General features: G+C 70.3%; 20 protein-coding genes. 11 read left to right on the top strand and 9 right to left on the bottom strand.

The annotated features are described in order from the left end of the window. From Q8N10_RS16385 to Q8N10_RS16375, 3 genes are all read right to left on the bottom strand, one after another. On the bottom strand, positions 1–2,294 hold a 2,294-nt coding region (locus Q8N10_RS16385; protein WP_305663959.1), incomplete at its 3' end, for an AAA family ATPase. Between the two features lie 18 nt (positions 2,295–2,312). Then, positions 2,313–2,930 carry a thioredoxin domain-containing protein gene (locus Q8N10_RS16380; RefSeq protein ID WP_305663958.1) on the bottom strand — a complete coding sequence of 206 codons (618 nt, stop codon included), beginning with the start codon at positions 2,928–2,930 and terminating at the stop codon, positions 2,313–2,315. Between the two features lie 65 nt (positions 2,931–2,995). Further along, a complete protein-coding gene (locus Q8N10_RS16375) occupies positions 2,996–3,547 on the bottom strand; it encodes a DUF721 domain-containing protein (protein WP_304777420.1) in 552 nt (183 codons plus the stop codon). A gap of 139 nt (positions 3,548–3,686) precedes the next feature. On the opposite strand from Q8N10_RS16375, the gene Q8N10_RS16370 reads away from it, so the two are divergent. Both Q8N10_RS16370 and mutY read left to right on the top strand, forming a co-directional pair. After that, complete coding sequence (locus Q8N10_RS16370) at positions 3,687–4,955, top strand: MFS transporter (RefSeq protein WP_304701562.1); 1,269 nt, start codon at positions 3,687–3,689, stop codon at positions 4,953–4,955. Beyond that, positions 4,952–5,998: an A/G-specific adenine glycosylase gene (gene mutY / locus Q8N10_RS16365; protein WP_304777419.1), complete on the top strand. Its 1,047-nt coding sequence runs from the start codon at positions 4,952–4,954 to the stop codon at positions 5,996–5,998. Before Q8N10_RS16370 ends, mutY begins: the two co-directional genes overlap by 4 nt. A gap of 36 nt (positions 5,999–6,034) precedes the next feature. Here the strand turns inward: mutY and Q8N10_RS16360 are convergent, their stop codons facing one another. The 5 genes from Q8N10_RS16360 to Q8N10_RS16340 form a co-directional block, all read right to left on the bottom strand. Then, the gene (locus Q8N10_RS16360; RefSeq protein WP_304777418.1) at positions 6,035–7,231 is read right to left on the bottom strand and encodes an MFS transporter; all 1,197 of its coding nucleotides are present in this window, start codon (positions 7,229–7,231) and stop codon (positions 6,035–6,037) included. 67 nt (positions 7,232–7,298) lie between these two features. Next, on the bottom strand, positions 7,299–8,390 hold the full coding sequence (locus Q8N10_RS16355; protein WP_304777417.1) for a site-specific DNA-methyltransferase: 1,092 nt from the start codon (positions 8,388–8,390) through the stop codon (positions 7,299–7,301). Between the two features lie 86 nt (positions 8,391–8,476). Beyond that, positions 8,477–9,535 (bottom strand): DUF2332 domain-containing protein, encoded by a 1,059-nt coding sequence (locus tag Q8N10_RS16350; RefSeq protein ID WP_304777416.1) that lies wholly within the window; start codon positions 9,533–9,535, stop codon positions 8,477–8,479. A gap of 31 nt (positions 9,536–9,566) precedes the next feature. Then, positions 9,567–10,211: a ribonuclease HII gene (locus tag Q8N10_RS16345; protein ID WP_304777415.1), complete on the bottom strand. Its 645-nt coding sequence runs from the start codon at positions 10,209–10,211 to the stop codon at positions 9,567–9,569. Next, positions 10,211–10,801 (bottom strand): DNA-3-methyladenine glycosylase I, encoded by a 591-nt coding sequence (locus Q8N10_RS16340; protein WP_304777414.1) that lies wholly within the window; start codon positions 10,799–10,801, stop codon positions 10,211–10,213. Before Q8N10_RS16340 ends, Q8N10_RS16345 begins: the two co-directional genes overlap by 1 nt. On the opposite strand from Q8N10_RS16340, the gene Q8N10_RS16335 reads away from it, so the two are divergent. Beyond that, positions 10,800–11,711 (top strand): alpha/beta fold hydrolase, encoded by a 912-nt coding sequence (locus Q8N10_RS16335; RefSeq protein WP_304777413.1) that lies wholly within the window; start codon positions 10,800–10,802, stop codon positions 11,709–11,711. The two genes, Q8N10_RS16340 and Q8N10_RS16335, sit on opposite strands and share 2 nt — an antisense overlap. Here the strand turns inward: Q8N10_RS16335 and Q8N10_RS16330 are convergent. Further along, complete coding sequence (locus Q8N10_RS16330) at positions 11,708–12,514, bottom strand: folate-binding protein YgfZ (RefSeq protein ID WP_304777412.1); 807 nt, start codon at positions 12,512–12,514, stop codon at positions 11,708–11,710. The genes Q8N10_RS16335 and Q8N10_RS16330 overlap by 4 nt on opposite strands. A 15-nt stretch (positions 12,515–12,529) precedes the next feature. On the opposite strand from Q8N10_RS16330, the gene Q8N10_RS16325 reads away from it, so the two are divergent. From Q8N10_RS16325 to Q8N10_RS16290, 8 genes are all read left to right on the top strand, one after another. Continuing rightward, entirely contained in the window at positions 12,530–13,549 is a 1,020-nt protein-coding gene (locus tag Q8N10_RS16325) for a glycosyltransferase family 9 protein (RefSeq protein ID WP_304777411.1), read from the top strand. Then, on the top strand, positions 13,546–14,880 hold the full coding sequence (locus Q8N10_RS16320; protein WP_304777410.1) for a dihydroorotase: 1,335 nt from the start codon (positions 13,546–13,548) through the stop codon (positions 14,878–14,880). Before Q8N10_RS16325 ends, Q8N10_RS16320 begins: the two co-directional genes overlap by 4 nt. Before the next feature lie 76 nt (positions 14,881–14,956). Further along, positions 14,957–16,048 carry a YjgN family protein gene (locus tag Q8N10_RS16315; protein ID WP_304777409.1) on the top strand — a complete coding sequence of 364 codons (1,092 nt, stop codon included), beginning with the start codon at positions 14,957–14,959 and terminating at the stop codon, positions 16,046–16,048. A gap of 6 nt (positions 16,049–16,054) precedes the next feature. Continuing rightward, positions 16,055–17,149, top strand: coding sequence for a M48 family metallopeptidase (locus Q8N10_RS16310; RefSeq protein ID WP_304777408.1), 1,095 nt, complete (start codon positions 16,055–16,057; stop codon positions 17,147–17,149). A 91-nt stretch (positions 17,150–17,240) separates the two neighbouring features. After that, complete coding sequence (locus Q8N10_RS16305) at positions 17,241–17,591, top strand: YciI family protein (protein ID WP_304777407.1); 351 nt, start codon at positions 17,241–17,243, stop codon at positions 17,589–17,591. Between the two features lie 3 nt (positions 17,592–17,594). Next, positions 17,595–18,809 (top strand): RNA polymerase sigma factor, encoded by a 1,215-nt coding sequence (locus Q8N10_RS16300; protein WP_304777406.1) that lies wholly within the window; start codon positions 17,595–17,597, stop codon positions 18,807–18,809. A 46-nt stretch (positions 18,810–18,855) separates the two neighbouring features. Then, entirely contained in the window at positions 18,856–20,631 is a 1,776-nt protein-coding gene (locus Q8N10_RS16295; protein ID WP_304777405.1) for a feruloyl-CoA synthase, read from the top strand. Position 20,632: 1 nt separating this feature from the next. Then, positions 20,633–22,174 carry an acetolactate synthase large subunit gene (locus tag Q8N10_RS16290; protein WP_304777404.1) on the top strand — a complete coding sequence of 514 codons (1,542 nt, stop codon included), beginning with the start codon at positions 20,633–20,635 and terminating at the stop codon, positions 22,172–22,174. Positions 22,175–22,223 lie beyond the last annotated feature (49 nt).

Below are 22,223 nucleotides of genomic sequence, written 5' to 3'. Positions count from 1 at the left end.
ATGGCGCTGCGGGCCTCGGCGGCCGCCTCGCGGGCAGGGCCGGCGGCGGTGCGGGCGGCGGCCAGCTTGGCGGCCAGGTCACCGACGGCGGTGTCCTCCGCCGATTCCGACTGCGCCACCCGCAGGATCGATTCGGCGTCGGCCAGCTCAGCCTCGAAACGGCGGATGACGTCGTCCAAGGACTGGGCGTGGGCCTCGCGGCGCGTCGCCTCGCGGTCCAGCTTCTCCAGAACGGCGCGGGCGGCCGTCACCTTATGTTCGGCGGCCTGGGGCTGGCGGCGCGCCTCGCGAAGGGCCTCCTCGGCGGCGCGCACGCGGGCGTTGGCGGCGGCCTGCACCTCGCGGGCGGCCTTGGCCCTGGGCTCCAGGGTCTCGATCTCGGTCTCGACCTCGGCCAGCCGGGTCTTCTGCTCCATGCGCACGGCGGCGGGCTTGGGGGCGTCGGCCCGGGCGGTGAAGCCGTCCCAGCGCCAGAGGTCGCCTTCCCGGGACACCAGCCGCATGCCGGGTTGCAGGCCGCCCTGCAGGCGGTCGCCGTCGGCGCGGGCCACCAGGGCCACATAGGCCAGGCGCGCGGCCAGGGCGCCCGGCGCCTTCACCAGCGGACCCAGGGGCGCCGCGCCCTCGGGCCACTGCGGCGTCTGGGCGTCACGCCCACCCCAGAAGGCCGGCGCCTTGGGATCCAGCGCCGCGTCCAGATCATCGCCCAGGGCCGCGGCCAGGGCCTGCTCATAGCCGCGGTCGGGGGAAACCTCGTCCAGGGCCGGGGTGAACCCGCCGCGCTTCTGCTGGGCCACGATACCGGCCAGGGCGCGGGCCTCGGCGGTCAGGCGGCCCAGCTGTTCATCGGCCTTGCGGGCGGCTTCGCGGGAGGCGAGTTCGGCCTCCTGGGCCTTGGTGCGTTCGTCCTCGGCGGCCTCCAGGGCGGCGCGCAGGGCCGCGAGGGTCGCCTCGGCGCGCTCCAGCTCGGCCTTGGCCTCGGCGGCCTGCGGATTGACCGCTGGCCCGATCTGCTCGCGTTCGTGTTTCGCCTGTTCCAGCGCCCGGCGGGTGCGGTTCACCCGGCCCTGGGCCTCCTCGACCCGCGCGGCCCCGGCCCTGCGGCGGGCCTCCTCGGCGGCGGCCTGGGCGGCCAGGGCCTCCACGGCGGCGTCGGCCTCCACGCGGGCGGCCTCGGCCGCGCGGGACGCGGCCTCCAGCTCCGGCGCCCGCTCGGGCGCGGCGGCGATGGCGGCCTCCAGGGCCTCCAGGTCACCAGCCATGCGGCTGAGCGCCAGCTGGGCGTCCTCCACCATCTGGGTCTCGCGGGCCCGGTCGGCGTCGATGCGCGAGACATCGCCTGTCAGGCGCTCCACCTCAGCGGCCAGGGCCTCGCCCTCCCGCTCCAGCCGGTCCCGGTCGATGGCCAACCGGTGCAGCACGGCGGCGGCGATGGTCTCGGCCTCCCGCAGCGGCTTGATCTGCTCCTCGGCGGCGGCGGCCCGGGTCGTGGCGGCGGCCGCCTCGCGCGCGGTCTCCTCCACGGCGCGGATCGCCTCGGCGGCCTCGGCCTGCAGCCGCTCGGCCGCCCCGCGCGCCTCGTTCCAGCGGGCGTAGAGGACAGCGCCCTGCAGGGCCCGGATCTCCGCCGACATCTTCTTGTAGCGGTCGGCCTGCCGCGCCTCGCGCCTCAGCCGGTTGAGCGCGCTCTCCAGCTCCTTGGCCACGTCCTCCAGCCGGGTGAGGTTGGTCTCCGCCGCCCGCAGCCGCAGTTCGGCCTCATGGCGGCGGGTGTGCAGACCCGAGACGCCGGCCGCCTCCTCCAGGATCATCCGCCGGTTCTGCGGCTTGGCGGCGATCAGTTCGGAGATCTGCCCCTGGCGCACCAGGGCCGGAGAATTCGAACCGGTGGACGCATCGGCAAAGAGCAGCTGCACGTCACGGGCGCGCACCTCGCGGCCGTTGATCCGGTAGGTGGAGCCCTCGCCCTTGTCGATGCGGCGCACCACCTCCAGCACCGGATGGTCGTTGAAGGCCGAGGGCGCGCGGCGGTCGGCGTTGTCGATGGTCAGCGTCACCTCGGCATGGTTGCGCGAGGCGCGCCCGCCGGAGCCGGCGAAGATCACGTCGTCCATACCGCCGGCCCGCATGGCCTTGGCGGAATTGGCGCCCATCACCCAGCGCAGGGCTTCCAGCAGGTTCGACTTGCCGCAGCCGTTTGGTCCGACGATGCCCGTGACTCCGGGCTCGATGCGGAATTCGGTCGCATCGACGAAGGACTTGAAGCCCGAAAGGCGAAGCCGCTGGAAGTGCACTGAGGTGCGGGGCCCTTCCTACTTCTTGGCTTGGGCGGCGGCGATGGCGGCGTCGAACTCGGCCAGAGAGGCCTCGCCTTCCTTGAGCTTCTCGCCATTGATCAGGAAGGTCGGGGTCGAGCTGATCTTCTCGTCGCGGGAGGCCTTCTCGACGCGGTCATTCAAGGCCTTGAGCGCCGTCTCGTCGGTGATGCAGGCGTTGAACTGCGGTTCGGTCATACCCGCCGACTGGGCCACCCGCAGCAGGACGCCGCGCATGTCCCCGGTGGTGAACATCTCGTTCTGGGCCTTGAACACGGCGTCGAGGACGCTGAAATACTTGTCCTTGCCGGCGCAGCGGGCGGTCAGGAAGGCGGCGGCGGCCACCTCCACCGGCGGGGTCAGAAATTCCTTGAAGGTGTAGTGCACCTCGCCGGTGTCGATATATTTCGCCTTCAGAGCCGGGAAGACCTCGTTGTGGAACGTGGCGCAATGGGTGCACGAGGCCGAGGCATATTCGGTGATCTTCACCGCCGCCTTGGGGTCGCCCAGGGTCATGTCGGCGGCGTCGGTCTTGGCCCCGCCCTGGGAACAGCCGGCGAGGGCGAGGGCGCCCAGGGCGGCGACGACGAGGAGGCGACGGCTGAAGTTCGGCATTTGAGCCCTCTACGGAATTCCGAATGAAAGATTAAAGCGCGATTCCCCCCAGGCCGGGGGCAAAGTCAACGGGTGCGTCGATCGCGCAGCACGCCCCGACCCAAGCTCAGCAATGCGGCTTTCAGAGGGCCGTCGGGCTCGGCGGCCAGGCTGGCGGCCAACTCGGCCTCTTTTCCAGCGTCCAGCGGGGGCAGGGGGCGGCGCGCAGGCCGCACGCTCTCGGGGTTCACATTGCGCAGCGGCCCCTGGACGATCCGCAGCTTGTTCACCGCGCCCGCCCCCAGGAACAGGTTCACGCGGGCCACGATTTCCGGCGCCTGGTGCTGGATCAGAGCCGCGGCGGCCCCGGCCACCCGGATCTCCAGGGCGGCGGGCTCGCCGGCCTTCACCTTCGACAGCTTCACGGGCTCGGTGCGCTTGGCGATCTGCTCGCCGACGATCTCCTTCCAGCGCGCCTGCAGGGCGCCAGGCCCCTGGCCGAACCGTGCGTCCAGATCCTTGAGCAGCTTGGACAGGCCACGCCCCGCCGCCGGCGGCGGCCGCCGCTGCGGCCGCGTCCGCTTCCGCGACAGGATAAAGGCCGCCTCCGCGGCGGTGGGCAGGGGACGCTTGGGCATGGGCGCAGCTTACAGCGTCGGAGCCCCGTCGGTCACCAGTCCGAAGAGGTTCGTGGTTCTCCTCTTCCTTTCCCGCCCGCCTTGACGCCCCCGTCCCCAGGTCGCAATCACCGGCCCCAACAATCGGGGGGCCGAAACCATGTCCGACACCAAGCCAGCGGCCTCGCACCGCCGCATCCTGGCCGCCAGCCTGGTGGGGACGGCGGTCGAATTCTACGACTTCTACATCTACGCCACCGCCGCCTCCCTGGTGTTCGGCAAGCTGTTCTTCCCGGTGGCCTCGCCCTCGGCCCAGTTGATGAGCGCCTACGCCACCTTCGCGCTCGCCTTCTTCGCCCGGCCCCTGGGCGCCGCCGTGTTCGGCCACTTCGGCGACCGGCTGGGGCGCAAGTCGACCCTCGTCGCCTCGCTGATGCTGATGGGAGGATCCACGCTCGCCATCGCCTTCCTGCCCACCTACGCCCAGGCCGGCTGGGTCGCGCCCTTCCTGCTGTGCGTGCTGCGCTTTGGCCAAGGCTTCGGACTGGGGGGCGAGTGGGGCGGGGCGGCCCTGCTGGCCGTGGAGAACGCCCCGCCTGGCTGGCGCGCCCGCTTCGGCATGTTCCCCCAGCTCGGCGCACCAGTCGGCTTCGTCGCGGCCAACGGCCTCTTCCTGCTGCTGGGGGTGCTGCTGACGCCGGAGCAGTTCCTGGCCTGGGGCTGGCGCATTCCCTTCCTGCTCAGCATCGTCCTGGTGGGCGTCGGCCTCTGGGTCCGGCTGAAGCTTACCGAGACCCCGGCCTTCGCCGAAGCCATGAAGGAGGCCCCGCCCGCCAAGGCGCCCCTGGGCGAGCTGCTCAAGAACTATCCGCTGCAGACCCTGGCCGGCACCTTCGCCGTGGTCTGCTGCTTCGCCATCTTCTACCTGACCACCGCCTTCGCCCTGGGCTATGGCACGACCAAGCTGGGCTACAGCCGAGAGACCTTCCTGGGGGTGCAGCTTGGCGCCATCGGCTTCATGGCCGCGGGGATCATCGCCGCCGGCTACTGGGCCGACGCCACCAGCCCCCGCCGGGTCCTGATGGCCGGCTGCATCGCCACGGTGGCGGGGGGCTTCCTGCTGGCTCCGATGATGGGGTCCGGCTCGCTCTGGCTGATCTGGGGCTTCCTGTCCCTGGCCCTGGTCATGATGGGCCTGGTCTATGGACCCCTCGGCGCCTTCCTGCCGGGCCTGTTCCCCGCGCGCGTCCGCTACACCGGCGCGTCGGTGGCCTTCAATGTCGGCGGCATCCTGGGCGGCGGCCTGGCCCCCATGATCGCCCAGGCCCTGGCCGACCGCGGCGGTCTCGTCCCCGTCGGCTACTATCTCAGCGGCGCGGCCCTCATCAGCCTGACGGCGCTGTTCCTCCTCAAGCGCCAGGCGGAATGAACCCCGAGGTCCTCCGCGCCAGGCTGCTGGCCTGGTACGACGACCAGGCGCGCGACCTCGCCTGGCGGGTGGGGCCTGCGGGCGGCCGGGCGGGGGTTCGCCAGGACCCCTACCGGGTCTGGCTGTCGGAGGTGATGCTGCAGCAGACCACCGTTCCGCACGCCACGCCCTATTTCCTCAAGTTCACCGCCCGCTGGCCCACCGTGACGGCCCTGGCCGCCGAGCAGGACGGCGAGGTCATGGCCGCCTGGGCGGGGCTCGGCTACTACGCCCGCGCCCGCAACCTGCTGGCCTGCGCCCGGGCCGTGGCCAACGATCACGGTGGCGTTTTCCCCGACACCGAGGCGGGGCTGCGGGGCCTGCCGGGGCTTGGCCCCTATACGGCCGCCGCCGTGGCCGCCATCGCCTTCGACCGGCCCACCAATGTCGTGGATGGCAATGTCGAGCGGGTCATCTCGCGGCTGTTTGCGGTCGAGGCCCCGCTGCCGGACGCCAAGCCGGAGCTGAAGCGGCTGGCGGAGACCCTGGTGCGTGATGAGCGGCCCGGTGACTGGGCCCAGGCCCTGATGGATCTGGGCGCGACGATCTGCAAGCCGAAGTCGCCGCTCTGTGATCGGTGCCCGGTGGCTGCCGACTGCGCGGCGCTCGCCACCGGAGCGCCGGAGACCTATCCGCGCAAGACCGCCAAAGCGGTGCGGCCCCACCGCTACGGCGTGGCCTATGTCCTGACCCGGGGTGACCAGATCGCCCTGGTGCGTCGCCCGCCAAAAGGCCTGCTGGGCGGCATGCTGGCCCTGCCCACCAGCGACTGGCGCGCCGACCCGTTCGGCGATGAGGAGGCTCGCGCCTCAGCCCCCGCCCACGCGGCGTGGCGCCATGTCGGCGAGGTGGAGCACGGCTTCACCCACTTCACCCTGACCCTGAAACTGCTCCGCGCCGAGGGCGCCGCCGAGGGCGTGATCTGGTCGCCGCGGCGCGATCTGGATGGCTTGCCCAGCGTGTTCCTGAAGGCGGCCAGGGCGGCGCTGAACAACTTGCTCTAGAAGTCCTTCCCATCGAGGGGGAGGCTATCGATGTGGTCAGACCTTGCCAGCCTCCGCCTTGGCCTCCGCCACCGTCGCGGCCCGGGGGAACAGGAAGGTCAGCGTGATCAGCGCCGTCAGCGACATGGCCAGCGCCGCGGCCGGGATGGCCGGCACCCCGTAGGTGGCCAGGGCCGCCCCGCCCACGGTCGAGCCCAGGGCCTGACCCACCGAGATCACCGAGCCGTTCAAGGCCAGGGCCACGGGGGCGCCGCCGGTAGCCTGGATCAGGCTGGATTGGATCACCGGGGTGATCGAGAACAGGGCCGTGGCCGCCAGGAAGATCCCCAGCGCCACCAGGGTCGCGCTCGGCCAGCCGGCGGGCAGGACATGGTGGGTGGCGGCGAAGTGCACGCTCATGGCGGCGGCCTGGATCATGAAGCCCTGCAGGATCCAGGACCGGCCGGCGGCCCGGTCGGCGGCCCGCGCCCCCAGCCACAGCCCGGCGATGGAGCCCACGCCAATCATCGCCTGGAAGGCGCCGACGCCGGCGCCCGTGACGCCCGCCCCGACCCGCACGATGGGGGCGATGTAGAGGTTTAGCGTCATGTTGGCGGCGAAGGTCAGGAAGGTGGTCAGGTAGAAGGGCCAGATGATCGGCAGCAGCACCTTCACCGTGTCGCCGCCGCCCTCGCGCTTCGGCGGCGCCGGCACCTTGGGCAGGAAGAACACCACGGCGGCCAGGGCGAACAGGGACAGGCCGGCGGCGAACAGGAAGGTGGCCCGCCAGTCGAAGACCGAGCCGATGATGCTGCCCATCGGAATGCCCACCACGAAGGCCAGGGTCATGCCCCCCGAGACCATCGCCAGGGCCGAGCCGCGGCGCTCGGGTGGAACCAGGGCCGCGGCGGCCACGCTGGCGGCGGGCCCCGACATGGCGCCGGCCAGGCCCGCCAGGGCGCGCAGCACCATCAGCACCTCGAAGTTCGGCGTCAGCGCGCAGGCGATGTGCAGGGCGGCGCCCAGGGCCAGGGCCGTCATCACCATGATCTTGCGGTCCACCCGCGCGAACAGCCAGGCCGCCACCGGCCCCAGCACCGCCGAGGTCAGGACGAAGACCGTCTGCAACTGGCCGGCCACGGCGGTCGTCACCCCCAGGTCGGCGGCGAGACTCTCCAGCAGGCCGGCGAAGATGAAGGCTCCCGACCCGAAGGCGAAGGTCACCAGGGTCAGGACGTAGATACGCGGGTTCATGGACCCGAGCTTAACCGCCGATGTACCGACCGCCAGACAAAATGGACGGCGGCCGGGCGTTTTGGAGTCAGGCTGCCAGCTGCGCCATGGACGAGCGCATCTTCATCCGCAGGACGTCGATGGGCGCCAGGCCCTTGTCGGTCTTGAAGTGCCAGTAGGTCCAGCCGTTGCAGGCCGGCGCCGACTGGATCATGGCGCCCACCTTGTGGATGGAGCCGGCCATGTCGCCGATCACCAGGCTGCCGTCGGCCCGCACCCGGGCCGAGCGCTCGCCCTTAGAGCAGTAGAGAGTGTCGCCGGGGCGCAGCATGCCCGACTCCACGATCTGGCCGAAGGGAATGCGGGGTTCCTGGCGCTTGGAGCCCATGGTCTCCAGGTCGGCCTCGGTCAGGGGGACCACCTTGGCGATCCGCTCGCGGGCCAGGGTCGCGTACTGTTCCTCGCGCTCCAGGCCGATGTACTTGCGGCCCAGCTGCTTGGCCGCCGCGCCCGTGGTGCCGGTGCCGAAGAAGGGGTCCAGGATGATGTCGCCCGGCTTGGTGGACGCCAGGATCACCCGGCGCAGCAGGGCCTCGGGCTTCTGGGTCGGGTGGGCCTTGACCCCGTTCTCGTCCTTCAACCGCTCCTCGCCGGTGCACAGCGGGAAGGTCCAGTCCGACCGCATCTGCAGGTCGTCATTGGCCATCTTCATGGCGTCGTAGTTGAAGGTGTAGCGGCGCGAGCCTCGGCCCTTGGCGGCCCAAATCAGGGTCTCGTGGGCGTTGGTGAAGCGGGTGCCCTTGAAGTTCGGCATCGGGTTGGACTTGCGCCAGACGATGTCGTTCAGGATCCAGAACCCGAGGGTCTGCAGGATGGCGCCGACCCGGAAGATGTTGTGATAGCTGCCGATCACCCACATGGCGCCGTCGTCCTTCAGGACGCGCTGGCACTCGCTCATCCACTCGGTCGTGAAGCGGTCATAGGTCTCGAAGCTGTCGAAGCGATCCCACTCGTCGTCGACGGCGTCGACCTTGGAGTTGTCGGGCCGCAGCAGGTCGCCGCCCAGCTGCAGGTTGTAGGGCGGGTCGGCGAAGACCAGATCGACGGACTTCGACGGGAGCTTCTTCAAGCTCTCGATGCAGTCGCCCAGGATGACCGTGTTGGTGGCAATCGCGCCCATGTCCGCCTCGCTTCTAAGGAGACGGAATCCTGAGTCATCGTAGTGAAGGGTAGGTGTCCAAACGTGGTGAACGGAGCGTTAATCGATCAATTCAACCACTTAACCCACGCGCCGTGCGGGTGGACCTGGGCCAGGACCCGATCTTCACCGCTCGGCCAGAGGGTGAGGCGAACCTCCATGCCCGACAGTCTTTCCGGCGGCGGCTCCATGCGCAGCCAGGCGAAGGGGCCCCCGGCGGTGGCCTGGGCGCCGTGGTCGGCGATGACCTGGGCCAGGGCCGCCTGGCTCTCCGGCGGCATGTATTGCCAGAAAACCGAGTGATAGAGGACGGTGACCGCGCCCGCCTGCGGCGCTGCGACGCGGGCGCTCCAGGCCACGGCGTCGGCGGCCTCCACGTTGACCCCTAGCGAGAGGGCCAGGTCGATGGCGGCGCGGATGCGGTCGAGCCGCTCGAACTGATCGGGCCAGATATAGGCCAGCAGTCGGCGGCGCTGGACCGGGTCGGTCAGGTCGCCGGGCCGGCGGTCGCAGGCGGCGCGTTCGATGACCTCCACGCGGGCGTCGACCGCCGGGGCTGAGCCGGTCCACTCGGTGTCCATCGTCACGCGGGCCGCCGGATCGCCCCAGGCGATGTCGCCGAACCGGTAGCGGAATCTCTCCCAGTTCAGGTTCAGCCCGGCGCTGGCCGCCACCTCGAAGGCGCGGATCGGAAGGCCGGTCTCGGCGGCGATGGTCAGGAAACCCGGCGCCAGGCAAGCCGAGCGGCGGACCTCGTTGGTCTGCGGCTCGTGGGTCATGAAGGCCGCCAGCCGGTCTTCATGACGGATGATCGCCGACCGCGCGGCGATCCAGGCGACCGCCGGGTCGGCGTCGCGTCCGGGCTGCGGGTAGGTCGCCGCGAGGGCCGGATCGTCGCCGCTCAGCACCAGGTCGTGGAGCGATCCCAGGAGCCGGAGGCAGACGGCGTCCCCGACCAGCTTGCGGTAGTCGGTGGTGGCCCAGGGCGCCAGCAGGGCTGTGACCGGGCCGCCGGCCTGCAGGTCGTCGGCCGCCAGGGTCAGCAGGTCGCCATGGAAGGGGGAGCCGAGGACGCGGCAAGAGTTGGCTTGGGCGAGGAAGGCGCGGGCGAGATCTGGATTGTCCATGACCGCGTGGTCCCGCCGGAGCGGGAGGGGGTCAATCTTGATTCAACAGATCAAGCTCGCCGTTCACCAGTTCGCCCATCAAGGCCAGCTTCACCGGCGCCCAGCCCATCCGGTGGATCTCACAGGGGCCGAGCGTCCGCAGGGCCTCGACGTGGATGGGGGCGTGATAGCCCTTGTGGGCGGCGAAGCCGTAGCCGGGATAGAGGCCGTCCATTTCCTGCATGAGCCGGTCGCGGGCCACCTTGGCGAGGATCGAGGCCGCGGCGATGGAGCTGCTGATCGCGTCACCCTTGATCACCGTCTTAATGGGGCAGGGCAGCTTGAAGCGGTAGTTGCCGTCCACCAGGGCGAAGGCCGGCTCCACCGCCAGCTCGCCGATGGCGCGGCACATGGCCAGGCCCGCGGCGTGCAGGATGTTGAGCTCGGCGATCTCCTCGACACTGGCGAAGCCCACCCCCCAGGCGACGGCCTTGTCCTTGATCTCCAGCTCGAGGCCCTCGCGCTGCTTGGCGGTCAGCTTCTTGGAATCGTTCAGGCCCTTGGGGATCTTGCGGGGATTGAGGATGACGGCGCCGGCGGAGACCGGTCCGGCCCAGGGCCCACGCCCGGCCTCATCCACACCGCAGACCGGCCCGGGGCAGGCCCTCTCCAGCAGCATGTCAGGTCCCTTGGCCATCAGGCGCTCATCCTGGCGACGGGCCCGTGGCGGTGGCAACAGGTGAGGTGGTCGTTGACGAAGCCGGTGGCCTGCATGAAGGCGTAGACGATCACCGGGCCCACGAACTTGAAGCCCTTCTGCTTGAGCCCCTTGGACATCTGGACGGCGACCTCGGTCTGGGCCGGCACGTCGCTGATGGCCTCCCACCTGTTGTGGATCACCCGGCCATTGGTGAAGCTCCACAGGAATTGGGAGAAGTCCTCACCCGCATCACGCATGTCCAGATAGATGCGCGCGCCGTTGATGGCGGCGTCGATCTTGGCGTTGGACCGCACGATACCGGCGTCGGCCATCAGCCGGGCGCGGTCCTCGTCGCCATAGCGGGCGACGACCTCGGGATCGAAGTCAGCGAAGGCGGCGCGGAAGGCGTCGCGCTTCTTCAGGATGGTGATCCAGGAGAGCCCGGCCTGGAAACCGTCCAGCACCAGCTTCTCCCACAGGGCGCGGGAATCGTATTCCGGCACGCCCCATTCCGTGTCGTGATAGGCCTCGTACAGGGGATCGCCCTGCATGCCGCGCCAGCCGCAACGAATCGGTTCGGAACTCATGGCCGATCTTTTCGCAGGCGCGGCGGCGGCCGATCAAGCGGGACCGAAGCAGATGGCGTTCGAAGGCTTCAACCTGTCGCGGGTGGATGTGGGGGAGGCGACCCTGCGGGTTCGCCACGGCGGCTCGGGGCCGCCGCTCCTGCTGCTGCACGGCTACCCTGAGACCCACATGATGTGGAGCCGGGTGGCCGACGACCTGGCCCGTGACTTCACGGTCATCGCGCCCGACCTGCGGGGCTACGGCGAGAGCACCGCTCCGGCCACCACGCCCGACCACGAAACCTATTCCAAGCGCGCCATGGCCAGGGACGCTGTGGCCCTGATGCGCCACTTCGGCTTTGACCGCTTCAACCTGGCTGGCCACGACCGGGGCGGGCGGGTGGCCTACCGCCTGGCCCTCGATCACCCCGATGTTCTGCTGAAACTCTCGATCCTCGACATCATCCCCACCGCAGACGTCTGGAAGCGGACCAACAAGGCCTTCGCGCTCGCCTACTGGCACTGGTCCTTTCTGGCCCAGGCCCATCCGTTCCCGGAGACGGTGATCGGCGCCGACCCGGAATACTTCCTGTTCCGGGGCTCGCGGGGGATGTTCGATCCCGCCGCCTATGCCGACTATGTCCGCTGCCTGGCCAACCCGGCCATGGTCCACGCCATCTGCGAGGACTACCGGGCCGGCGCCTCCTACGACGTGGCGGCGGACGAGGCCGACCGAGGCAAGACGAGGATCAAGGTCCCGGTCCAGGTGCTGTGGGGATCAAAGGGCGCGCTGGCCGCCTGGTACGATGTCCTGGCGATCTGGCGCGATTGGGCCGACGACGTCCAGGGCCAGGCCATCGAGAGCGGTCACTTCATTCCCGAGGAGAACCCGGCGGAGACGCTGAAGGCGTTGCGGGCCTTCTTCCTCTAAAGCGGCAACCACGCGGGCCGATCCACCTGCACCGTCTTGCCGTCCACGGTCAGCTCGCCGTCGATGCGGTCGAGCCGCACCAGGGCCATGGCCCGGCCATCCTGCCCAGACAGCACCTCCCCGGCCCGGCGGTCGCCGGTCAGCACTTCAGCGTCGAAGGCCGGCGCCGCGCCGTCAAAGGTCAGCGGCAGCATGCGGTTCTTGATCTGGCCCCTGCGCTTCATGCGCGAGGTGGTCTCCTGGCCGACGAAACAGCCCTTGTGGAAGTCGATGCCATTCAGCAGGTCGAAATTGGCCTCGATCGGATAGGTCTTCTCGCTGCCCCAGTCGGCGGGCCCGGGGACGCCGAGCGCCAGGCGGTGCGCGTCATAGGCGGCCTCATCGACCTCAGCGGCGCCGGCGGGGACAGCCACGCCGTAGCTGCGCCAGCCCAGGGCCGCCAGTCGAGGATCGGCCATCCACCCCTGTGGCGTATCCTGCCCGCCGAACAGCACCGATACCGGTGTCTCGTCCGTCGCGATGGTCACCTTGGCTCGCAGGCGGTACATGGTCAGGCGCAGGATCAAGGCCGCGCGATGCTCGGCCTCCACGTCCAGCCAGGCGCCGTCCTCCCGCCCCACCACGAACAAGTCGAACAAAAGCCGTCCTTGCGGGGTCAGCATAGCTCCGAAGCGCAGTTCACCAGGCTGGAGCGTTTCCACATCCTGGGTGATGAGACCCTGTAGGAAGTCTCGCCAGTCCTCGCCGCCGAGGGCGATCAGGGCGCGGCTCTTCAGAACGGCGTAGGAGTGGTCGGTCGTCATGGGTGGAAGTTAGGGATGGCACGGGTGGAGCGCCAGCGCCGGGACGCCTATACAGGGGCGATGACCCCCGGGTCCTTCCCGATTCTGTTCATCACCGCCACGCGGATTGGCGACGCTGTGCTCTCGTCCGGGCTCATCCGCAAACTGCTGTCCGAAATCCCGAACGCGAAATTCACCATCGTCGCAGGCCCAGTGGCCGCGCCGCTGTTCCTCGACGTACCGAACCTCGATCAGATTATCGTTTTTGAGAAGGCCAAGGACGGCCGTCACTGGTTCCGGCTGTGGCGTCAGGTCCGCAAGCGCCACTGGGGCCTGGTGGTGGACCTGCGTGGCTCGGCCATCTCCGGCTTCCTCAAGCGCGACCGGCGGGCTGTGTTCAAGCGCCCGCCCACGCCGGTGCACAAGGTGGTGGAGGCCGCCCGCGTCCTGCAGATCGAGGACGATCCCCCCGCTCCCTATCTCTTCACCTCGCCCGAGACTGAGCAGACGGCGGCCGAACTGACCGCCGGCGAGGGGCCGATCCTGGCGCTCGCCCCGTCCGCCAACTGGGTCGGCAAGACCTGGCCCATCGAGCGTTTCGCCCAGACCGCCATCCAGCTGCTGGGCGACGAGGGCCCGTTGGCGGGGGCGCGGCTGATGGTGCTGGGCGGTCCCGAGGACGCCCAGGCCACCCAGTCCCTGCGCAATGTGGTCCCCAAGAGCCGCTTCATCGACCTGGTGGGGAAGGTGGACCTGCTCACCGCCCATGCCTGCCTGAAACACGCGCGTCTGTTCATCGGCAATGATTCGGGCCTGATGCACATCGCCGCCGCGGCCGGCGTCCCCACGGTCGGCCTGTTCGGACCGTCGGATGAGAGCCTCTACGGCCCCTGGGGCGCCGACACCCGGGTCGTCCGAGGCCCTCGTGATTTCGCGACCATCGCGGCTGTTGACCCTGGCTTCCAGCAGGCGCTGTGTCACATGATGGACCTCCCCGTCGACACCGTGGTCTCCACGGCGCGCGACCTGCTGGCGAAGACAACCGGGACAAGATGAGCGAGACCTACGACCTGATCATCCGGGGCGGCGAAGTGGTGAACCACGCCGGCCGCGGCCTTTCCGACGTCGGCGTTCGAGGTGGCAAGATCGTCGCCATCGGCGACCTCTCGCAGGCCTCGGCGGGCGAGGTGTTCGACGCCAAGGGGCTGGCGGTCCTGCCGGGCGTGATCGACACCCAGGTCCACTTCCGCGAGCCTGGCCTGGAGTGGAAGGAGGACCTCGAGAGCGGGTCCCGCGCCGCCGTGCTGGGCGGGGTCGTGGCCGTGTTCGAGATGCCGAACACCGAGCCGACCACCACCGATCCCGACTCCCTGGCCGACAAGCTGGCGCGGGCCAGGCATCGCATGCACTGCGACCACGCCTTCTATGTCGGCGGCACCCACGAGAACGCGGTCTTCCTGGGCGAGCTGGAGCGTCTGCCCGGCTGCTGCGGCATCAAGGTGTTCATGGGCGCCTCCACCGGCAGCCTGTTGGTGCAGGACGACGCGGGCATCGAGCAGGTGCTGCGCCACGTGAACCGCCGCGCCGCCTTCCACTCCGAGGACGAGTACCGCCTGGCCGAGCGCCGGCCGCTCGCCCGCACCGGCGACTGGACCAGCCACGAGGAGGTCCGCGACGCGGCCTCGGCCCTGGAGTCCACCCACCGCCTGGTGCGCATCGCCAAGGCGCTGGGCAAGCGCATCCACGTGCTGCACGTCACCACCAAGGAAGAGATGATCTTCCTGGCCGCCAACAAGGACGTGGCCAGCGTCGAGGTCACGCCCCAGCACCTGACCTTGACCGCGCCGGAGGCCTATGAGCGGCTGAAGGGCTACGCCCAGATGAACCCGCCGATCCGCAACAAGCATCACCAGGACGGCCTGTGGGACGCCCTGGCCGCTGGAGTCGCCGACGTGCTGGGTTCCGACCACGCGCCCCACACCAAGGAAGAAAAGGCGCGGCCTTATCCGGCCTCACCCTCGGGCATGCCGGGCGTTCAGACCCTGGTGCCGGTGATGCTGACGCACGTCGCCAACGGCCGCCTGTCCCTGGAGCGCTTCGTGGACCTCACCAGCCACGGCGCCAACCGCCTGTTCGGCATGGCCGACAAGGGGCGGCTGGCGGTCGGCAACGACGCCGACTTCACCATCGTCGACCTCAAGGCCAAGCGGGTCATCAAGCACGAGGACATGGCCAGCCGCGTCGGCTGGACCCCCTTCGACGGCTTTGAGGCCACCGGCTGGCCGATGGCCACCATCATCCGCGGACGGGTGGTGATGCGCGACGACGAGGTGATCGCCCCCAGTCTGGGTGAGCCTGTGCGGTTCTCCGAGACCCTCGGCGGCTAACCTGCCCGTCACGCGAGTGCGATTGCGTGATCACCCCTAGCGTGCAAGCCTGACCATAAGAGTTGGGGGGGATTGCATGTCGATATCCGAAGACGCCGCGTCGACGCGCGGCGAGCGCCTCGTGTTCGGCGAGAACCTGGCGCCCGGCAAGTTCGTCGGGCTGAGCTTCAAGAACGGCCTGCTGAACATCGTCACCCTGACCCTCTACCGGTTCTGGGCGAAGACCGAGGTCCGCCGGCGGATCTGGAGCGGCGTTTCCCTCAACGGCGAGGCTTTCGAATATACCGGCCGAGGCAAGGAGCTGTTCCTGGGCTTCCTGCTGGCCCTGGTGCTGGTGGTTCTGCCGCTGCTGATCGTGGTGTTCACCGCCCAGTTCCTGGCGCCACAGCTGGCGTTCTTGATCATCCTGCCGGTCTACCTGGTCCTTTTCTACCTGATGGGATTTGGACGGTTCACGGCCTTCCGCTACCTGGCCAGTCGTACCCATTGGCGCGGGGTGCGGTTCGCACTGACGGGCTCTCCGTGGCGCTACGCCTGGAGCTATATCGGCTACATGCTGCTCAACGTCATCACTCTGGGATGGTTCGCGCCGGCGGCTCAGCGCCGGCTGGCCGCGCCCCTGTGGAACGGCCTGCGGTTTGGCGACCGTGAATTCAAGTTCGACATCGACCGGGCGCGGAAGGTGGGCCTCTACGGCCCGTTCACGGTCTTCTGGCTCGGCGGCGTCGTGAGCTACTTCGTCTTCATGGGGGTGGCCATCGCACTGGCGGGGGACATGATGCCGAAGACGGCCAGCGAGCCCAGCCTAGCCTTCATCGCCTTCGTCTACGCCGCCATTCTGGCCTGGGCGGTGGTGTTGAGCGTGCTGTCGGCGCCGTATCAGGCGGCGATTTTGCGGACCTTGGCCGCAGGGATCACCCTGGAAGACGCCCGATTCAGCTTCAAGGTGGGCTGGCTGGAGATGGCTGGCCTTGTTCTCACCAACCTGGCGCTGGTGACATTCACCCTCGGTTTCCTGACGCCGGTGATGGAGGCGCGAACCGCGAAGTTCCTGATCCGCCGGCTGCGCAGTGAGGGTGAGGTCGATCTCGCCGCCGCGCGCCAGGCTGAGCGAGGTCCGCGCATGGGCGAGGGCCTGGCCGACGCCTTTGGCATGGCCACGGTCTGACCGGCCGTGCAGGCCAGGTTCCATGACGGGCTGACGGCCCGGTCGCTGCCGGTCGAGGTGACGGTGGAAGCCCACCGTCTCAGCTTCGACGCCGATGGCGAGACCCATGTCTGGTCTCTGGCCGATCTCCAGATTGAGGATCTGGGCGACCGACTGCGGCTGTCGCATCCGAAGGTGGGCGACGGCCGCCTGACCCTGGACGCCGCCGCGTGGCGCGCCTCCGGGGGCGGGGCAGGGCTCAAGGCCGAGCGTCGCCACCAGAAGCGGGAGGCGCGCCTGGTGGTGGGCCTGGCCGTGGCCGGCCTGGCCATCGCCGCGGTGGTGTTCATCGGCATGCCCGCGGCGTCCGGTCCCTTGGCGCGGGCCACGCCACCGAACATCGAAGAGCGGATGGGCCGCAACTTCGAGGCTCAGCTCTCCATCGCCTTCCGGCCCTGCGACCCCGGCGCTGGTCAGACCGCGCTGGCCGCCTTTGGCCAGCGGCTGGAAGCCGCCGCCGACACCCCCTTCGACATCCGGGTCCGGGCGGTCCAGGCGCCCATGGTCAACGCCTTCGCCCTGCCGGGCGGCGCCGTGATGGTCACCGACGACCTGATCGCCCTGGCCAAGACCCCCGACGAACTGGCCGCCGTGATCGCCCACGAGGCCGCCCATGTGGAACGGCGCCACGTGATGCAGGCGGTGTGGCGCTCCCTGGGCCTTGGCCTGGTGCTGGACGCCGTGGTGGGCGGCGGCAGCGGTGCGGGCCAGCAGGCGGTGCTATTGGCGGGCTCCGTGGCCGACCTGCGCTTCAGCCGCTCAGCGGAAAGCGAGGCCGACGTGCGCGGTCAGCAACTGCTGGAGGCCAACGGCCTGTCGTCCCAGGGCATGGCGCCTTTCTTCGAGCGCATCGCCGCCAAGGGCGAGGGCGCGGAGGCCGGCGCGGTGCGGGAGCTGATGTCCAGCCACCCCGACAGCCTGAGCCGAGCCCGGGAGAGCGCCGCCCGCGCCCGCCCTGGCGCGCCGGCCTTCACGCCGGCGGAGTGGGCCGCGATCCGAATGGTGTGTCAGAAACCCAAGCGCACCCTGCGACAGATCCTCAAGAACCCCCTGGGCGATTGATCACCCGACTTGCGGAATTTCCGCGAGGGTTGTCGAATTTGACCGGGGCGGCGCGTCTCTCCACCACACGACACGCTGAAAGGGGAGTTCGATGCAGTACATGCTTCTGGTCTACGAGCCCGAGGATCTCGATCAGGGCCCGGAGGGCCAGGCCAGCCTGATGGACGTGGCCGCTAGGCACATGGCGCTCGCCAAGGCCATGAGCGAGGCGGGCGCGATGCAGGCGGGGGCGGGCCTGCAGCCGGTGGCTACGGCCACCACGGTGCGGACCTCGGCCTCCGGCCAGACCCTGCACGACGGTCCCTTCGCCGAGACCCGCGAGCACCTGGGCGGCTTCTACCTGATCGAGGCGCCGGACCTGGACGCGGCGATCAAGTGGGCCCGGCAGGTTCCGATCCGGCCGGGTGGGTCGTGCGAGGTGCGGCCGGTGGCGACCTACTGATCCGTGGACCTCGGGCGGGCGATCTCGGAGGCGCGGCCTCGCGTGGTGGCCGCCCTGGCCGTCCGCCTGCGCGACCTCGACCTGGCTGAGGAGGCCTTCGCCGAGGCCAGCGCCGCGGCGGTGCCGGCCTGGCGCGCGCAATGGCCCCGCGACCCCGCGGCCTGGCTGTGGCGCGCGGCCTGGCGCAGGGCGCTGGACGCCAAGCGCCGGGCGGCGGTTCGCCGGAGGCTGACGCCTGACGATCCGCAGCCTGCGTCCACCCCGGAGGACGAGGTGATCGCCGCCAGCGATCCCATCCCCGACGAGCGTCTGCGGCTGATCTTCGTCTGCTGCCATCCGGCCATCGCCGCCGACGCCCGCGCGGCCCTGACGCTCAAGGTGGTCTGCGGCCTGTCGACCGAGCGGCTGGCGCGGGCCTTCCTCATGGCCGAGCCGGCCATGCTGCAGAGGATCACCCGGGCCAAGCGCAAGATCCGCGACGCCGGCGTGCCCTTCGAGGTTCCCGGCCGCGAGATGTGGCCCGATCGGCTGGAGGCGGTGCTGGCCACCCTGGAAATCGCCTACGCCCAGGCCTATGAGGACGCCGCCCTGGCTTCCGATGGCGCGGGCTTCGCGCAGGAGGTTCTACGGTTGTCGGGCCTGCTGGCCGAGCTGATCCCACGCGAGGGCGAGGTGCTTGGCCTGGCCGCCCTGGTCCGCTTCGCCGAAGCGCGGCGGCCGGCCAGGCTGGACCCGGCGGGCGCCATGGTCCCGCCGGCCGAGCAGGACATGGGCCTCTGGCGGGGCGGCCTGATTGGCGAGGGCGCGCGGCTGCTAGACGCTGCGGCCGACCTCGGCGCCACCGGACCCCGGCAACTGCTGGCGGGGATTCACGGCCTGCACCTGTCGCGCAGGGACACCGGTGTCACCCCCTGGGCGGCCATCGTCGGTCTCTATGACGCCCTGGCCCTGTTCCGGCCCGACGCCGTGACGGGGGTCAATCGGGCCGTGGCTGTGGGGGAGGCGAGCGGCGCGGCGGCGGGGCTGGCCTCTCTGGACGCGGTTCCGGGCGCCGGGCGGCTGACCAACTGGCTGCCTTATCAGGCGGCGCGCGCGGGGCTCTGCGAGCGCGCTGGCCTGAGGGAGGATGCGGCCGCCGCCTACCACGCGGCGCTTGCGCTCGGACCCGCTCCGGCCGAGCGGCTCTATCTGGAGCGACGGCTCGGGGCCCTGACCTGAAGGTTCACGCTTTCCATCGGCGCACCGGGAGCGATAAGCCTAGGGCATGGACGCCGAGCTGAACATCGCCACCGCCCCTTTCCGCGACGCCCGCTTCGCTCCGCGCCGCGTCGAGATCGAGCACCGGGAGAATGGCGAGATCATCGTCTCAAACCCGACGCCCTATTCCACGGTCTTCTCGACGACCACCGAGGCCCTGGCCCACTGGGCGGCCAGGACGCCCTCGGCCATCTGGCTGGCGGAGCGGTCGGGCGACGGATGGTGGACCATCTCCTATGCCGAGGCCCTGGGGTCGGTCAGCGCCATCGCCGGGGGCCTGCGCGAACTGGGGGTGGTCAGTGAGCGTCCCCTGCTGATCCTGGCCCGCAACGGGGTCGACCACGCGCTGATCAAGTACGCGGCCATGAGCCAGGGCATGCCCGTGGCGCCGGTCTCGCCGCAATACGGCCTGCCGGGCGCCAACCTCTCGCGGCTGGCCCACGCGGTGGAGGTGCTCAACCCCGCCGCCATCTATACCGAGGACGCCGATCTCTTCATCGCGGCGTTGGAGGCCCCGTTCCTGGCCGGCCTGCCGGTCATCGCCGGCAAGAACCCGCGGCCCGGCGATGTGCCGCTGGATCGCCTGCTGAAGTCCCAGCCCGCCGCGCCCACCGCCCAGCCCGATGACCATGCCAAGTACCTGCTGACCTCTGGCTCCACCGGCCTGCCCAAGGCGGTGATCTGCACCCATCGAGGGATGGCCTGGAACTCCGCCCAGATCCGCGCCTGCTTCGAGGACGACGAGCCGCCGGTAATGGTCAATTCGGCCCCCTGGAGTCACAGCCTGGGCGCCAATTCCATCCTGCACATGTCCACCCACCGGGGCGGGGCGGTCTATATCGATGCGGGCCAGCCGGTGGCCGGGCGCTTCGCCGACACCGTGCGCAATCTCAAGGACATCGCGCCCACCTACCAGAACATGGTGCCCGCCGGCTGGATGCTGTTCGCCGGGGAACTTGAACGGGACGACGACCTGGCGCGAACCTTCTTCTCCCGGGTCCGCCTGCTGCAGTACGGCGGCGCGGCCCTGGGCCAGGAGATCAATGACCGCATCCAGGCCGTCGCCGTCCGCACCGTGGGCGAGCGCATCTCCTTCGCCAGCGGCTACGGCGCCACCGAGACCGGGCCGACGGCGGCCACCGTCCACTGGCACAACGGCCGCATGGGCCTGATCGGCCTGCCGGTGCCGGGCACGACGGTGAAGCTGGCGCCCAGCGGCGACAAGCTGGAGTTCCGGGTGAAGGGGCCCCAGATCACCCTAGGTTATCTCGGCCGCCCCGACCTCACGGCCCAGAGCCGCGACGATGAGGGCTTCTACCTGCTCGGCGACGCGGCCCGCTTCGTCGATCCCGCCGATCCAACCCAGGGCATGGTCTTTGACGGCCGCCTCTCGGAGAACTTCAAGCTGGCCAGCGGCACCTTCGTCACGGTCGGAGATCTGCGGGTGGCCGCGGTCTCGGCCGTGGGCGACGCGGTCACCGACGCGGTGGTCTGCGGCGAGAACCAGGAGGGCGTCGGCTTGATGTTCTACCCCAACCCCGACCTCGCCCCCGACGCTGTCGCCGCCGCCGTGCGCCTGGGCCTGGAGGCCTTCAACGCCCGGGCCAAGGGCGCAGGCGGCCGCATCGGCCGGGCCCTGGTGCTGGACGGCCCACCGGACGCCGGCGCCGGCGAGATCACCGACAAGGGCTATATCGCTCAGGCGCTAGCCCGCTCGCGGCGCGCGCAGACCGTGACGAAACTTTTCGCCGACCCCCCTTCTCCAGATGTGATGGTGTTCTGACATGAACGGCGCTGACGCCCTGATCGAGACGCTCGTGGACAACGGCGTAACCGCCTGTTTCGCCAATCCCGGCACCAGCGAGATGCAGTTCGTCGCGGCCCTCGACCGCCAACCGAAGATGCGCCCGGTGCTGTGCCTGTTCGAGGGCGTGGCCACGGGCGCGGCGGACGGCTATGGCCGCATGAGCGACACGCCGGCCTGCACCCTGCTGCACCTGGGTCCCGGCTACGGCAATGGCCTGGCCAACCTGCACAACGCCCGCCGCGCCTATACCCCCATCATCAACGTGATCGGCGACCACGCCACCTATCACCGCCAGTACGACGCACCGCTGAACTCCGACATCGCCTCCATCGTCGCGGCCAATTCCGTCTGGGTGAAATCCGCCGACAGCCCCGACACGGTGGCCGCCACCGCCGCGGAGGCGATCACAGCCAGCTATGGTCCGCCAGGGGGGCCCGTCAGCCTCATCCTGCCCGCTGACTCCGCCTGGCTGGAGACCAAGATCTCCAAGGCCCTGGCCACCCGGCCCAAACTCGCCGCGCCCGACGCCGCCAATGTCGAGGCGGTGACCAAGGCCATCAAGGCCGCCGCCAAGCCGGTGGTCCTGGTGGGCGGCCGCGCCGTGCGCGCCGAGGCCCTGGTCCAGGCTGCGCGCCTGCAGGCCGCCGGCGTTCGGGTCATGGCCGACACCTTCGTGGCCCGCCAGCCGCGTGGCGCCGGGATCTTCGCGCCCGCCCGCATGCAGTATTTCGGCGAGGCGGCCCTGGCTGACCTCGAGGGGACCGACCTGATGGTCTATGCCGGCACCACCATGCCGGTGGCCTTCTTCGCCTATCCCGACCGGCCCAGCGTCCTGGTCCCGGAGGGCTGCGCCACACTCAGCCTGGCCGACCGTGAGACCGACACGGTGGCTGCCCTCGCAGCCCTGGCGGACGCCCTGGGCGCGCCGGCCGCCGGTCCGAGCCAGCCGTTGAAGCTGCCGGAGCACGCCCCCACCGGCGGCATGACCCCGCAGAGCGCCGGCATCTCCATCGCCCGCCACTTGCCCGAGGGCGCGATCATCTGCGACGACTCGGTGACCTCGGGCGGCGGCGTGGCCATGCCGTGCATGACCGCCCGACCGCACGATGTGCTGGCGCTCACCGGCGGCGCGATCGGCATCGGCATGCCGCTGGCCATTGGCGCGGCCGTGGCCTCACCGGGGCGCAAGGTCGTGTCGCTGAATGGGGACGGCTCGGCCATGTATACGGTCCAGAGCCTATGGACGATGGCGCGGGAGAACCTCGACGTCACCGTCGTGGTCTTCGCCAACCACTCCTATCGCATCCTCAATATCGAGATGGGCCGCACGGGCTCGGGCAATCCCGGGCCCTCGGCGTCCAAGCTGCTGGACCTCGGGGATCCCAAGATCGACTGGGTCTCGATGGCCAAGGGCATGGGGCTTCCCGCCGTCCGCTGCGAGACCGCCGAAGAGTTCGAGACCGCCTTCGCCCGCGCCATGTCCGAGCCGGGCCCGAAGTTCATCGAAGCCGCGATCTAGGCAAAGAAAAAGGCCCGCGGGACGAACCCACGGGCCTCGATCTTGTCGG

Origin of the sequence: Phenylobacterium sp., from assembly GCF_030693625.1 — a bacterium.
In the GTDB taxonomy this organism is placed as follows: Bacteria; Pseudomonadota; Alphaproteobacteria; order Caulobacterales; family Caulobacteraceae; genus Phenylobacterium; species Phenylobacterium ferrooxidans.
Note: the sequence above shows the minus strand (reverse complement) of the source record. Positions and strands in the feature narration are given on the sequence as shown.